Origin of the sequence: Streptomyces sp. B1I3, assembly GCF_030816615.1 — a bacterium.
Classification (GTDB): Bacteria; Actinomycetota; Actinomycetes; order Streptomycetales; family Streptomycetaceae; genus Streptomyces.
In genome coordinates this window covers 4,538,003-4,550,893 of record NZ_JAUSYD010000001.1, presented here as the reverse complement: position 1 = coordinate 4,550,893, position 12,891 = coordinate 4,538,003, and the positions used below count along the sequence as shown (strand labels likewise).

Below are 12,891 nucleotides of genomic sequence, written 5' to 3'. Positions count from 1 at the left end.
ATCGGTGCCCGGGTCAACCGAAGGGCCGATCCAGGTCCTGGGACCGTACTCCCCAAGGTGGAGACTTGCCTACGTGACGTATGACTGGTGCGGTTGGCGGGAAGCAGCGGAAACCGCTTTGTACGGAGAAAAGGGCTTCTACCGGAGCCCGGAAGGCCCCGCGGGCCATTTCCGTACCTCGGTCCACGCATCCCCCCTGTTCGCGGGGGCCGTCGCGAGGCTGCTGGTCAGGACGGCCGGCCGGCTCGGGACGGACACGGTCGACCTGGTGGACGTCGCAGCGGGCCGGGGCGAGATGCTGACCGGGGTACTGGCGGCGCTCCGGGGCCGGACCGCCGGCCGGGGGCTCACCGTGCGGGCGTACGCCGTGGAGACGGCACCGCGCCCTCCGGGTCTGGATCCGGACATCGAGTGGTGCTCCGAACCGCCCCGGGGTGCGCGGGGGCTGCTGTTCGCCAACGAGTGGCTGGACAACGTCCCGACGGAGATCGCGGAGGCGGACGACGACGGGGTCGCCCGCTATGTGCTCGTGCGGAGGGCCGACGGCGCGGAGCGGCTGGGTGACCCGGTGGCCGGGGCGGACGCGCGGTGGCTGAGCCGCTGGTGGCCGCTGTCGCGGCCCGGCGAGCGCGCGGAGATCGGCCGGCCGCGGGACGAGGCGTGGGCGCGGGCGGTCGCCTCCCTGAGCGACGGGGACGCCGTGGCGGTGGACTACGCCCATGTGCGGGGGGCGAGACCGCCGTTCGGGACACTCACCGGATTCCGGGCCGGCCGCGAGGTGCGGCCCGTGCCGGACGGGAGCTGCGACCTGACCTCGCACGTGGCGCTGGACGCCTGCGCCGCGGCGGCCGGTGGCGAGGCCGAACTGCTGGACCAGCGGGCGGCGCTGCGGGAGTTGGGGGTCATCGGCGAACGGCCGCCGCTCTCACGGGCATCAACCGATCCGGCGGGCTATGTGCGGGCGCTCGCGTCGGCGGGCGAGGCGGCGGAGCTCACGGCGCGCGGCGGGCTGGGCGACTTCGGATGGCTCCGGCACCGGGTGACGCCGGACTCCGCCGCCTGACCCGGGACGCGAAGGGGGATACTGTCCCGCATGACGGAGACGACGGTCGGCATCGGCGGCGCGGCAGAGAGCACCGACATGGTGCTCAACATCGGTCCGCAGCATCCCTCCACGCACGGTGTGCTCCGGCTCCGCCTCGTACTCGACGGTGAGCGGATCCAGCAGGCCGAACCGGTCATCGGCTACATGCACCGCGGCGCCGAGAAGCTCTTCGAGGCGCGGGACTACCGGCAGATCATCATGCTCGCCAACCGCCACGACTGGCTGTCGGCCTTCTCCAACGAGCTCGGGGTCGTCATGGCCGTCGAGCGCATGCTCGGCATGGAGGTCCCTGAGCGTGCCGTCTGGACGAGGACGCTGCTGGCGGAGCTGAACCGGGTCCTGAACCACCTCATGTTCCTCGGTTCCTACCCCCTCGAACTCGGCGGGATCACCCCGGTGTTCTACGCGTTCAGGGAACGCGAGGAACTCCAGGCCGTGATGGAGGAGGTCTCCGGCGGCCGGATGCACTACATGTTCAACCGGGTCGGCGGCCTCAAGGAGGACCTGCCCGCGGGCTGGCTCGGCCGGGCCAGGGACGCCGTCGCCTCCGTACGCTCCCGCATGGACGTCTACGACCGGCTGGTCCTCGGCAACGAGATCTTCCGGGGCCGCACCCGGGGCGTGGGCGTCCTGTCCGCCGAGGCCGTGCACGCCTACGGGGTGTCCGGGCCGATCGCCCGCGCGTCCGGGGTCGACTTCGACCTGCGGCGCGACGAGCCGTACCTGGCGTACGGGGAGCTGCAGGACACGCTGAAGGTCGTCACCCGGACCGAGGGCGACTGCCTGGCCCGCTTCGAGTGCCTGCTGGAGCAGACGCACAACGCGCTGGACCTGGCCGACGCGTGCCTGGACCGGATGGCCGGACTGGCGCCCGGGCCCATCAACCAGCGGCTGCCCAAGGTCCTGAAGGCGCCGGAGGGCCACACCTACGCGTGGACCGAGAACCCGCTCGGCATCAACGGCTACTACCTGGTGTCCACGGGCGAGAAGACGCCGTACCGGCTGAAGCTCCGCTCCGCCTCGTACAACAACATCCAGGCGCTCACCGAACTGCTGCCGGGCACGCTGGTCGCCGACATGGTCGCGATCCTGGGGTCGCTCTTCTTCGTCGTCGGGGACATCGACAAGTAACCGCGGTCGTCGCCGCCGCGGCTGCTACGAGATCGCGCTGCGCAGCTGTACGACCTCCAGCTGCTCCGTCTCGTCGTGGGCGGTCAGGTCGATGACCTTGCCGACGGCGCGGTTCTCGGCAGCGCCCGTACGGTGCGCCGCCAGTGCCTCCTCGCCCACCACGTCCGCGAGGTCCTCGTTCTGCACGGACTCGAGCGCGTCGGCGTTCGCCTTCTGCGTGCCGAAGAAGTCGAAGCTTCCCTGCGGGACGAGGTGACGGCGCGCGGCGGCGTACGGAACGACGGCCGAGGCCACCGGGACGGCGCGGGGCGCGCGCACGGGTGCGGGCGACGGCCGGGAGGCGGGGAGGGCTGCGGACGGACGGCGGTGCTGGTGGTCACCCGCTCCGGCGACCGCCGCGTGCTTCCCCTTCGGGCCCTCGCCCTCCGCGTCCCGTTCCGCGGTCCGCTCGGCGAGGTCCCGCTGCCTGGCCAGCTCGGCCGTGCGGCTCGCCTCCTGGAGTGCGGCGTTACGCGGCAGGTCCTGGAGCGCCTGGGCGGCTCGCAGGTAGGCGCCCGGGGTCGGCGTGGACCGTGCGGCGGCCAGCTCGCGCGGTGCGGCGGCCTCGATGGCGAGCTGCCTGCGGCCCTCGAGGGCGCTGGCCCGCTCGGTCTCGGCAGTGGCGTAGCGGCGCAGCAGCGCGGCGTGCTCGCCCCTCAGGCCTGCGAGCTCCACGCGCTTGCGGCGCAGCTTCGTCTCCAGCCGCGTGCGCAGCTCCCGCGACTCCTCGAGGTCGGTCTCGAGCTCGGCTATGCGCTCCTCGGCCTTCCACTCGTCGCCGGCCCGCGCCCGGGTCAGTTCCGCGACGCGCAGCCCTGCGGCCCGGTCCCAGCTGCGCATCAGGTACGCGCCGGAGAGCGCGACCGCGGCGGTGGCCGCCACCAGGCCGCGCAGGGGCACGGGATCCGCGAGGAGCCAGGCTCCGGCGGCACAGACGACCGACACTCCGGCCACCACGGAGGGCGGCAGGATTCTGTGAAGGGGTGGCGAATGGCGGTGGCGTCCACGTGGCATGGCCCGAAATTTACCGTGCGCACGGGCCACTTGGGAGACCACCCGGCAATCTGTTCCCCGCCGGTTACCTAGGGCCTCCCATGTGCCGCCTTTCCCCGCGCGTTCTACTTCTTGATCAGGCCCTTCGACTGCAGGTAATCCTTGGCCGCGTCGGCGGGCTTGACGCGCTCCGCGTCGACCTTGAGGTTGAGTTCCGCGAGGTCCTCCGTGGTGAGTACGCCGGTGAGCTTCCCGAGGGCCTCGGCGATCTCCGGTGCACCCGCGTCCTTCGCATTGAGCACCGGCAGGACGTTGTCGGCGTTCTGGAGCTTCTTGTCGTCCTCCAGGAACACCAGCCCGTACGTGTCCAGAACCGCGTCCGTGGTGGTCGTGAGGACCAGTTGGTCCTTGCCGTCCTTGACCGCCTGCTTGGACTGCGGGGTGCCGACGCCCTTGGGATCGATACCCGCGACGTCGATTCCGTACGTCTTCTTCAGCCCGGGGGCGCAGAACGGACGCACCTCGCACTCGTCGCCTGCGGCGATCTTCACTTCGATCTTCGACTTTCCGAGGTCCGAAAGCGTCTTGAGGTTGTTCTTGGTGGCGAATTCCTCGGAGACCGCGAAAGCGTTCTGGTCGACCGCCTTGCCGACCGGAAGGATCTTCAGCCCGAGCGGGGTCGCGAGCTTCTCCAGCGCGGCCACGGTGGCTGCCGCGTCCCCGGAGGCGACGGGCGCGGCCTCCGCCTTCTGCGCGCCGTTGACCTTGGCGTTGAGGAATTCGGCGATGGTCGCCGCGTATTCGGGGACGACGTCGATCTCCCCCTTCTCCAGGGAAGGTTCGTACAGTTCACGGTTCTTCACCGTCGTGATCGAGGTGCTGTACCCGGCATCCCCCAGGAGCTGGGCGTACAGCTCGGCAAGCACCTTGGACTCGGTGAACGCGGCGGCGCCCACCACCAGCGAGCCCTTCTCGGAGCCGGCGCCGGCGCTCGTGTCCGGGCCCTTCTTCTCCTTCTCCAGGCTGTCGCCGCCGCAGGCGGCGAGCGAACCTGCCAGCGCGACCACTCCGACGACCGCACCCGCTATGCGCGAGGTCCTGCTCATGATGTTCTCCGTCCGCGAGAAAATGGTATGTACACGTCTACAAGCCCGGGGCCTCATGCGGGCCGGTGGCGTCGCCCGGGGGACAGCAACCGGTCCAGCACCACGAGCACGCCCTCGACCACCAGGGCGAGCAGGGCGACCAGTACGGCGCCCGCGAAGACCTGCGCGGTGTCGTAGGTGTTGAATCCGGCGGTGATGATCCGGCCGAGGCCGCCGAGGCCGACCATCGCCGCGATCGATGCGGTGGCGACGACCTGGACGGCGGCGGACCGCAGCCCGGTCATGATCATCGGGTAGGCCAGCGGCAGCTCGACCCGCAGGAAGAGCTGACCGCCCGACATCCCCATGCCCCGCGCCGCCTCCACCACCGACCGGTCCACCTCCGTCATCCCGACGTAGGCGTTGGTCAGCAGCGGTGGCACGGCGAACAGCACCAGTGCGATGACCGTCGGCAGATAGCCGGAGTTGCGCAGGGGGGTCATCATGAAGAGGGCCAGCACCGCGAAGACGGGTACGGCCCGGCCCACGTTGGAGATGTTGACCGCGAGCGCGCCCCCCTTGCCGATGTGCCCCAGACACAGCGCGAGCGGCAGGGCGATGGCGCAGGCCGCCGCGAGGGCGACGCCGCTGACGAACAGGTGCTCGCCGAGCCGGTGCGTGACCCCGTCGTCCCCGGACCAGTTGGCGCCGGTGGTGAGCCAGGTCCAGGCGTCCCCGATGATCCCCATGGGTCAGCCCGCCTCGGTCTTCGCGACACCCGCCGGCCCGGAGGCCCCGGCGGGTGTCCGTATCCGCGTCCAGGGCGTGAGCAGGCGCTGCAGACCGAGCAGCAGCAGATCCGCCACCACCGCGAGCAGTACGCAGAGCACGGACGCGGCGAGCACCTGAGCCTTGAAGAAGCTGGGGAGCGCGTCCTCGATGAGATTGCCGAGGCCGCCCTTGCCGACGAGGGAGCCGACCGTGGTCAGGGCGACCGTCGACACCGTGGCGATCCGCAGGCCGGCCATCAGGGCGGGCAGCGCCAGGGGGAGTTCGACCTCCCAGAGCAATCTGCCGGGTCCGTATCCCATGCCCTGCGCCGCCTCCTTCGCCTCCTGGGGGACCGCTTGGAGGCCCGCGAGGATGTTCCGGACGAGGATGGTCAGCGAATAGAGCACCAGGCCGGTGACGACCAGCGCCGCGGACAGCCCGAAGAGCGGCAGCAGCAACGAGAACATCGCCAGCGACGGCACGGTGTAGAGCACTGTGGTCAGGCCCAGCACCGGTCCGGCGAAATGCCGTCCGCGGCGCGCGAGGAGCGCGAGCGGAAAGGCGACCGCGAGCCCTATCAGCACCGAAACCAGTGTGATCCAGATGTGCTGGACGGTCGCATCCGTCAACTCCTGGCTCCGGGAGCGCAGATATTCCCCGCAGATCCAGTCGTTCGCCACCAGGCAGTTCTGCTCGGCCATCCGCCCCCCACCCCCCTGTTCACCGCCGCCGCGCCGCAGCGGATCCGATCACCGGCGACCCTATCCCCGACCACCGACAATCGCCGAGGCCGTCGTATTCCGGCAACATGTCCTTCACAGAACCCGCGTCACAATGGGGAACCATGATCCGTTTCGAGCACGTCACCAAGCGGTACGCGGACGGCACCACCGCCGTCGACGGCCTTTCCTTCGAGGTCGCCGAGGGGGAACTGGTCACGCTCGTCGGACCCTCCGGATGCGGCAAGACGACCACCATGAAGATGGTGAACCGTCTGATCGAACCGACCGAGGGCCGGATATTCCTCGACGGGGACGACATATCCGCCATCGACCCCGTGCGACTCCGGCGCCGCATCGGTTATGTGATCCAGCAGGTCGGGCTCTTCCCGCACAGAACGGTGCTGGAGAACACGGCGACGGTGCCCCATCTCCTGGGCTGGAAAAAGGGAAAGGGCCGTGAGCGCGCGGCCGAACTGCTCGATCTGGTCGGACTGGACCCCTCCGTCTACGGCGGCCGTTATCCCGAGCAGCTGTCCGGCGGTCAGCGCCAACGGGTGGGTGTGGCCCGGGCACTGGCCGCCGACCCGCCCGTCCTGCTGATGGACGAGCCCTTCGGTGCGGTCGACCCCGTCGTCCGGGAGAAGCTCCAGAACGAATTCCTCAAGTTGCAGGCGCAGGTCCGCAAGACGGTGCTGTTCGTCACGCACGACATCGAGGAGGCCGTCCGGCTCGGGGACCGCATCGCCGTCTACGGGCAGGGCCGTATCGAGCAGTTCGACTCCCCGGCCACGGTGCTGGGGGCGCCCGCGACCCCGTACGTCGCGGACTTCGTCGGAGCCGACCGCGGCCTGAAGCGGCTGTCGGTCACGCCCATCGAGGAGAGCGACCTGGACCAGCCGCCGGTCGTGCACCTCGACGACCCCCTGGCTCGCGCGACCGAGCGGCTGCGGGCCGAGGGCGCGCGCTGGGCGGTCGTGCTGGACGGCGAGGACAATCTCCACGGCTGGATACCCGCGGGTGACGCCGGGGCGGCGACGCTCGCAGGCACGGTCCGTGAGCACGCCCGGCGCATGGAGGCCTGGCTCCCGCTCGGCGCCCCCCTCAAGCAGGCCTTCGCCACGATGCTCCAGCACGACGCGGGCTGGATCGCCGTCATCGACGAGGAGAGCACCGGCCGGTTCCTCGGCGTCCTCACCCCGGCCCGCCTCCACGAGGCGCTGCGCCGCTCGATCGATGCGGACGCGCAGGCCGTCCCGCGCGCGGAGGTCGCGGTCGAGACGGTGACGACGCTCGGCTCCCGGTGAGGCCGGGGAGGCCGGGAAGGCCGGCAAGGGGAGCCGGGGTCAGTTCCCGCTGAGCCTTCCGCTCATCCACTCCAGGGCCGGGGGGATCTCCCGCCGCCAGGTGTTGAAGTTGTGCCCGCCGCTGTCGAGGACGATCGAGGAGACCCGGGCGGGAGCCTTCACCCGGGCGATGAACTCCTTGGTTCCCCGGAGGTTTCCCTCACCCTGCCGGGACGTCGTGACCAGGAACGACGAGGCGGCCGGAGGCCGGTGGTCCAGGCTCCACAACAGGTCCGACCGGTGGCGCGCCGCGCGGTCGCCGTGGAAGAGGTCTCCGGTGGTCGGGTCCTCGGCCGCCTTGTAGTAGGCCGAGAGCCCGGCGCTCGCCGCGAATCGGTCCGGGTGGTGCAGCCCGATCTTCAGTGCGCAGTAACCGCCGGTCGAGTTGCCGATGATGCCCCAGTTACGGGCCCGGTCGCCGACCCGGTAGGCCCGGGTGACCGCCTGCGGCAGGTCGTGCGCGAAGAAGGTCTCGGTCCGGGGACCCCCCGCGATGTCCACGCACTCGGTGTCCCGGGGCGGCGCCACCGTCGGCCTCAGCATCACGAGGATCATCGGCTGGGCCCTGCCCGCCTTCACCCGCTCGTGGGCGGTCTGCGGGTAGCGCAGCCCCTTGAACAGGTTCTCGGCCGTGCCCGGGTAGCCGGTGAGCACGACGACCGCGGGGAACCTGTGCCCGGCGTGGGCCGGCTGGAAGTACTCCGGCGGCAGGTAGACGTACGCCGCGCTGTTGATCCCCGACGCGTGGCCCGATACGACGACCTTGTCGATCCGGCCGCCGACCGCGGGCCGGCCGCCCCCCGGGACGTCCGGCCGCACGCTGCCGATCCGGGCCGTGGTGCTCCCCGGCGCGCCGGCCCCCGCCCCGTGGTCGGTGACCGTGCCCAGGTCCTGCTGCCGCCCGAACAGGTCGGCCCAGGAGCCGTAGAAGAGGAAGGAGTTGTTGGCCAGCAGGCCCACCGCGGCGAAGAGGGCCAGCTGGGTGGCCAGCAGGAGGCCGGCCCTGCCCGCCACCGCCCGGGCGGTGCGGGCGGCCAGCCGGGGCCAGAGCCGGATCGTGGCTGCGAACAGTGCGACGGCCAGTCCTGCCGCGACGGCCAGAACAGCGTTGCTGGTGAGACCCATGAGTACGAATGAGCTTTCTGTGCGGGAAATTTCCGCACAGAGGGTGAACCCACTGCGCGGAAGCCTCGTCCTAGAGGGCGCACATCGTCCGTAGGGGCTTCGGCCGACGGACTCAGGAATCTCTCGCGGAGCCACGGGAAGCGATGTCTGTCACGGTAGATGGGGATAAATCAGGAATGGTTCCGCTCGCGGTCCGCGGACGCCGACTTCTGCGCGGGCCACGGCCCGAAACGGTACCGGTGCTGGTCGGGAGCGCCTGTACGGCCGTCGGCCTGATCGATGTGGCCGCAGGGGTCTTCCCGCGCTTCCGCCACAGCAGGATGCACACCTTCGCCGAGGTGCTCCCCGGTGCCCTCGGGCCGTTCGCCGCGGCGCTGTCCCTCAGCTCGGGCGTCCTGCTGCTCCTGCTCGCCCACGGCATCAAGCGGCACAAACGGCGGGCCTGGCGGGCGGCCGTGGTCCTGCTGCCGGCGGGCGCCGTGGCGCAGTTCGTCTACCGGCACTCCCTGATCGGCGTGCTCCTCTCGCTCGTGCTCTGCTTCCTGCTGATACGCCACCGGAGCGAGTTCGCCGCCCTCCCGGACCCCAGGAGCCGCTGGCGGGCACTGGCCAACTTCGTCCTCCTCGGCGCGGGTTCGTTGGCTCTCGGCCTGGTGGTCGTCAGCGTGCACCCGGGCCGCGTCGTGGGGAACCCCTCCATCGCCGACCGGCTCCAGCACGTGCTGTACGGCCTGTTCGGGTTCGAAGGGCCGGTGGACTACACCGGGGTGACCTCGTGGACGGTGGCGTACTCCCTGGGTTCCCTGGGCCTGCTGACCGCCGTGACCACGATCTACTTCGCCTTCCGGCCCGAACACCCGGCCGCCGGCCTCAGCGAGGACGACGAGGCGCGGCTGCGGACCCTGCTCGACAAGCACGGCGGCCGCGACTCCCTGGGGCACTTCGCGCTCCGCCGTGACAAGGGCGTCGTGTTCTCCCCCAGCGGCAAGGCCGCCGTCTGCTACCGCGTGGTGTCGGGGGTGATGCTCGCCGGGGGCGATCCGATCGGTGACGTGGAGGCCTGGCCGGGAGCCATCGAGCGCTTCATGGACGAGGCCCGGGCGCACTCCTGGACACCGGCGGTGATGGGCTGCAGCGAGACCGGCGGCGAGGTGTGGACCCGCGAGACGGGACTGTCCGCCCTGGAGATCGGTGACGAGGCGGTGGTGGACGTCGCGGATTTCTCCCTCGCCGGGCGCGCGATGCGCAACGTGCGTCAGATGGTGAAGCGCATCGAACGTAACGGCTACGAGACCCGGGTCCGGCGCGTGCGTGACATCGGCGACACCGAGCTCGCCCGCATCCGCGCAGCCGCCGCCGACTGGCGCGGTACCGAAACCGAGCGCGGCTTCTCCATGGCGCTGGGCCGGATCGGCGACCCGGCCGACGGCGACTGTGTCGTCGCCACCGCCCATCTGGCCGATGCCGGCGCGACGGATTCCCCGCACGGTGACCTGAAGGCGGTGCTCCACTTCGTCCCGTGGGGCGGTGACGGTCTCTCCCTGGAGCTCATGCGACGCGACCGCTCGGCCGACCCCGGCATGAACGAACTGCTGATCGTCGCCTCCCTGCAGGCCGCTCCCGCACTGTCGGTCGCCCGCGTCTCGCTGAACTTCGCCATGTTCCGTTCGGCGCTCGCCCGCGGCGAACGGCTGGGGGCGGGACCGGTGCTGCGCTGCTGGCGCGGACTGCTGATCTTCCTGTCGCGCTGGTTCCAGATCGAGTCGCTCTACCGGTTCAACGCGAAGTTCCAGCCCCGCTGGGAGCCTCGATTCGTCGTCTACCGCGCCGGCCGCGACCTGCCACGGATCGGTCTCGCGGCCCTCCGGGCGGAAGGCTTCGTGAACCTCGCGCCACCGCGCCCGTTCCGCCCCCGGCGCCCACGGCCCTGCGGCCACCGCTCCGCCCTGCCCGCCGAGCGCGGAGTCCGTGCGGCCTGACCGACCCGTTCCCGGGCCTAGGCTGGTCGCATGAGTACGTTGCGAGGACGGGGCACAGTGCAGGGCCTGCCGGAGTGGGACCGCTGCGCGGTCATGGGTGTCGTGAACGTGACGCCCGACTCCTTCTCCGACGGAGGCCACTGGTTCGACACCACGGCGGCGATCAAGCACGGTCTGGGACTCGTGGCCGAAGGGGCGGATCTCGTCGACGTGGGCGGTGAGTCGACCCGTCCCGGCGCGAGCCGGGTGGACGAGGCGGAGGAGCTGCGCCGGGTGATCCCCGTCGTGCGGGGGCTCGCCTCGGAGGGCGTCACCATCTCCGTGGACACCATGCGGGCCCGCGTCGCCGAGCAGGCCGTCACCGCCGGCGCGGCCCTGGTCAACGACGTGAGCGGGGGCCTCGCCGACCCGGACATGGTGCCGGTCGTGGCCGCGTCCGGGGTGCCGTTCGTCGTGATGCACTGGCGCGGTTTCAGCGAGTCGATGAACAGCCGCGCCGTCTACGAGGACGTCGTCGCCGAGGTGGTCGAGGAGCTGCGCGCCCGCATGGACGCCGTGATCGACGGCGGCGTCGCCCCGGAGAGGCTGGTGATCGACCCCGGGCTGGGCTTCGCCAAGAACGCCGCTCAGGACCTCTCGCTCATCGCCCATCTCTCCCGGCTGCGCGATCTGGGCCGGCCGCTGCTCGTCGCCGCCTCCCGCAAGCGGTTCCTCGGCCACGTCCTGGCCGGTGAGGACGCACCCCCGCCGCCCGCCCGGGAACGCGACGCCGCGACGGCCGCGGTCTCCGCCCTGTCGGCGAACGCCGGCGCCTGGGCGGTCCGCGTCCACGCCGTACGGCCCACGGCCGACGCCGTACGCGTCGCCCGCGCCGTCGAGGGAGCCGCGTGAGCTCCCCGCAGGACGAACACGAGTCGGCCGCGGCCGACATCCAGGCCGTCGAGCAGGCCAACACCGCCTTCTACGAGGCTATGGAGCGAGGCGACTTCGACGGGCTCTCCGGCCTCTGGCTACCGGGCGAGGACCTCACGGTCTCCTGCGTCCACCCCGGCTGGCCCGTGCTCACGGGGCGCGGCGAGGTGCTCCGCAGCTATGCGCTGATCATGGCCAACACCGAGTACATCCAGTTCTTCCTGACCGACGTCGGCGTCTCCATGACCGGTGACACCGCGCTGGTGACCTGTACCGAGAACATCCTCAGCGGCGGACCGGCGGAGGAGGGCAACGCGCTCGGGCCGCTCGTCGGCCAGCTCGTCGTCGCCACCAATGTGTTCCGGCGCACGCCGGACGGCTGGAAGCTCTGGTCCCACCACGGCTCACCGGTACTGGCGGAAACCGGTGAGGAGGAGGACGAGGAGTCGACGCCCTGAGCGGGGAGGCCCCAGGCGGGCCCCGGTCACGGGAGGCCGGGGCGGGCTCCCAGGGGTTGGACGGCCGGACGACGGGGTATACGCGGCTACCGGCCCCGTGCCGGGCAGCCCCGAGCCCCCTCACGTGAGCCCTGTCGGTGCTCGCGGGTAGATTCGAAAGACGGCACCCTTGCGCCCGCACGCGTGCGGGTGCCGCCCCGACCAACGACAGCAGGAGTGATTCGCGTGGATCGTGTCGCGCTGCGCGGCCTCAAGGCCCGCGGGCACCACGGTGTCTTCCCCCGGGAGCGGGAGGAGGGCCAGACCTTCATCGTGGACCTGGTCCTCGGCCTCGACACCCGTCCTGCGGCAGCCGCCGACGACCTGACGAAGACCGTCCACTACGGCGTGGTCGCGGAGGAGGTCGTCGACGTCGTCAAGGGTGAGCCCGTCGACCTGATCGAGACCCTCGCGGAACGCATCGCGCAGCAGTGTCTCAAGCACGAAGGGGTCGAAGAGGTCCAGGTCGTCGTCCACAAGCCGGACGCGCCCATCACGGTCCCCTTCGACGACGTGACCATCACCATCACCCGGAGCCGAGCATGACTGCATTTTCCACCGAGGGGCAGAGCGACCCGACCGTCCAGCCGGTTCCCGCCGCCGTGGTCGAGCAGGTGGACGCGGCAGACATCACCCTGTCCAACCCCAAACGCGCCGTGATCTCCCTCGGCTCCAACCTCGGCAACCGGCTGGAGACCCTCCAGGGCGCCGTCGACGCCCTGGAGGACACTCCGGGCCTGCGGGTCAAGGCGGTCTCCCCGGTCTACGAGACGGAACCCTGGGGCGTGACCCCCGGCTCCCAGCCGTCCTACTTCAACGCCGTGGTCGTCGTGAAGACGACACTGCCCCCGTCCTCCCTGCTGGAGCGCGGCCAGGCCATCGAGGAGGCCTTCGACCGGGTCCGCGAGGAGCGCTGGGGGCCCCGCACCCTCGACGTCGACATCGTCGCCTACGCCGATGTGGTCTCCGACGACCCGTCGCTCACCCTGCCCCACCCGCGCGCCCACGAGCGCGCCTTCGTCCTCGCCCCCTGGCACGACGTGGACCCCGACGCCCAGCTGCCCGGATCCGGACCGGTCGGTGAGCTCCTGGACGGCGTCGGCCGCGACGGGGTGCTCCCCCGGGCAGACCTGGAACTCCGCCTCCCCGAGTAGTCGTTAGGCTCGACGACGAACGACATGGGCAACGG

13 protein-coding genes are annotated in these 12,891 nt (G+C 71.3%); 8 read left to right on the top strand and 5 right to left on the bottom strand.

Annotated elements, in window-relative coordinates; translation table 11 throughout:
• Positions 1 to 73 precede the first annotated feature (73 nt).
• Positions 74 to 1,063 (top strand): SAM-dependent methyltransferase, encoded by a 990-nt coding sequence (locus QFZ58_RS20895; RefSeq protein WP_307126429.1) that lies wholly within the window; start codon positions 74 to 76, stop codon positions 1,061 to 1,063.
• 30 nt (positions 1,064 to 1,093) lie between these two features.
• Positions 1,094 to 2,236 (top strand): NADH-quinone oxidoreductase subunit D, encoded by a 1,143-nt coding sequence (locus QFZ58_RS20890; RefSeq protein WP_307126428.1) that lies wholly within the window; start codon positions 1,094 to 1,096, stop codon positions 2,234 to 2,236.
• 24 nt (positions 2,237 to 2,260) lie between these two features.
• Here QFZ58_RS20890 and QFZ58_RS20885 read toward each other — a convergent pair whose 3' ends face one another.
• The 4 genes from QFZ58_RS20885 to QFZ58_RS20870 all read right to left on the bottom strand — a co-directional run bounded on the left by QFZ58_RS20885 (position 2,261) and on the right by QFZ58_RS20870 (position 5,825).
• The gene (locus QFZ58_RS20885; protein WP_307126427.1) at positions 2,261 to 3,289 is read right to left on the bottom strand and encodes a hypothetical protein; all 1,029 of its coding nucleotides are present in this window, start codon (positions 3,287 to 3,289) and stop codon (positions 2,261 to 2,263) included.
• A 104-nt stretch (positions 3,290 to 3,393) separates the two neighbouring features.
• Entirely contained in the window at positions 3,394 to 4,374 is a 981-nt protein-coding gene (locus QFZ58_RS20880) for an ABC transporter substrate-binding protein (RefSeq protein ID WP_307126426.1), read from the bottom strand.
• 53 nt (positions 4,375 to 4,427) lie between these two features.
• Positions 4,428 to 5,102, bottom strand: coding sequence for an ABC transporter permease (locus QFZ58_RS20875; RefSeq protein WP_307126425.1), 675 nt, complete (start codon positions 5,100 to 5,102; stop codon positions 4,428 to 4,430).
• Between the two features lie 3 nt (positions 5,103 to 5,105).
• A complete protein-coding gene (locus QFZ58_RS20870) occupies positions 5,106 to 5,825 on the bottom strand; it encodes an ABC transporter permease (RefSeq protein ID WP_307126424.1) in 720 nt (239 codons plus the stop codon).
• A 143-nt stretch (positions 5,826 to 5,968) separates the two neighbouring features.
• Here QFZ58_RS20870 and QFZ58_RS20865 point away from each other — a divergent pair, with 143 nt between their 5' ends.
• Positions 5,969 to 7,150, top strand: coding sequence for a betaine/proline/choline family ABC transporter ATP-binding protein (locus tag QFZ58_RS20865; RefSeq protein ID WP_307126423.1), 1,182 nt, complete (start codon positions 5,969 to 5,971; stop codon positions 7,148 to 7,150).
• A 39-nt stretch (positions 7,151 to 7,189) separates the two neighbouring features.
• Here QFZ58_RS20865 and QFZ58_RS20860 read toward each other — a convergent pair whose 3' ends face one another.
• Positions 7,190 to 8,314: an esterase family protein gene (locus QFZ58_RS20860; RefSeq protein ID WP_307126422.1), complete on the bottom strand. Its 1,125-nt coding sequence runs from the start codon at positions 8,312 to 8,314 to the stop codon at positions 7,190 to 7,192.
• Between the two features lie 143 nt (positions 8,315 to 8,457).
• Between QFZ58_RS20860 and QFZ58_RS20855 the strand changes: the two genes are divergently transcribed.
• The 5 genes from QFZ58_RS20855 (at position 8,458) to folK (ending at position 12,856) form a co-directional block, all read left to right on the top strand.
• Positions 8,458 to 10,293, top strand: coding sequence for a phosphatidylglycerol lysyltransferase domain-containing protein (locus tag QFZ58_RS20855; RefSeq protein WP_307126421.1), 1,836 nt, complete (start codon positions 8,458 to 8,460; stop codon positions 10,291 to 10,293).
• A gap of 30 nt (positions 10,294 to 10,323) precedes the next feature.
• Positions 10,324 to 11,184 carry a dihydropteroate synthase gene (folP, locus tag QFZ58_RS20850; RefSeq protein WP_307126420.1) on the top strand — a complete coding sequence of 287 codons (861 nt, stop codon included), beginning with the start codon at positions 10,324 to 10,326 and terminating at the stop codon, positions 11,182 to 11,184.
• Entirely contained in the window at positions 11,181 to 11,663 is a 483-nt protein-coding gene (locus tag QFZ58_RS20845; RefSeq protein WP_307126419.1) for a nuclear transport factor 2 family protein, read from the top strand. Before folP ends, QFZ58_RS20845 begins: the two co-directional genes overlap by 4 nt.
• 225 nt (positions 11,664 to 11,888) lie before the next feature.
• Complete coding sequence (gene folB / locus QFZ58_RS20840) at positions 11,889 to 12,248, top strand: dihydroneopterin aldolase (RefSeq protein WP_307126418.1); 360 nt, start codon at positions 11,889 to 11,891, stop codon at positions 12,246 to 12,248.
• A complete protein-coding gene (folK, locus tag QFZ58_RS20835; protein WP_307126417.1) occupies positions 12,245 to 12,856 on the top strand; it encodes a 2-amino-4-hydroxy-6-hydroxymethyldihydropteridine diphosphokinase in 612 nt (203 codons plus the stop codon). Before folB ends, folK begins: the two co-directional genes overlap by 4 nt.
• Positions 12,857 to 12,891: the final 35 nt, after the last annotated feature.

Excerpts from the sequence above, each read along its gene's own strand:
- QFZ58_RS20890 (WP_307126428.1), top strand. The coding sequence starts at position 1,094 with ATGACGGAGACGACGGTCGGCATCGGCGGCGCGGCAGAGAGCACCGAC.
- QFZ58_RS20885 (WP_307126427.1), bottom strand. The coding sequence starts at position 3,289 with ATGCCACGTGGACGCCACCGCCATTCGCCACCCCTTCACAGAATCCTG.
- QFZ58_RS20880 (WP_307126426.1), bottom strand. The coding sequence starts at position 4,374 with ATGAGCAGGACCTCGCGCATAGCGGGTGCGGTCGTCGGAGTGGTCGCG.
- QFZ58_RS20875 (WP_307126425.1), bottom strand. The coding sequence starts at position 5,102 with ATGGGGATCATCGGGGACGCCTGGACCTGGCTCACCACCGGCGCCAAC.
- QFZ58_RS20870 (WP_307126424.1), bottom strand. The coding sequence starts at position 5,825 with ATGGCCGAGCAGAACTGCCTGGTGGCGAACGACTGGATCTGCGGGGAA.
- QFZ58_RS20865 (WP_307126423.1), top strand. The coding sequence starts at position 5,969 with ATGATCCGTTTCGAGCACGTCACCAAGCGGTACGCGGACGGCACCACC.
- QFZ58_RS20860 (WP_307126422.1), bottom strand. The coding sequence starts at position 8,314 with ATGGGTCTCACCAGCAACGCTGTTCTGGCCGTCGCGGCAGGACTGGCC.
- QFZ58_RS20855 (WP_307126421.1), top strand. The coding sequence starts at position 8,458 with ATGTCTGTCACGGTAGATGGGGATAAATCAGGAATGGTTCCGCTCGCG.
- folP (WP_307126420.1), top strand. The coding sequence starts at position 10,324 with ATGAGTACGTTGCGAGGACGGGGCACAGTGCAGGGCCTGCCGGAGTGG.
- folK (WP_307126417.1), top strand. The coding sequence starts at position 12,245 with ATGACTGCATTTTCCACCGAGGGGCAGAGCGACCCGACCGTCCAGCCG.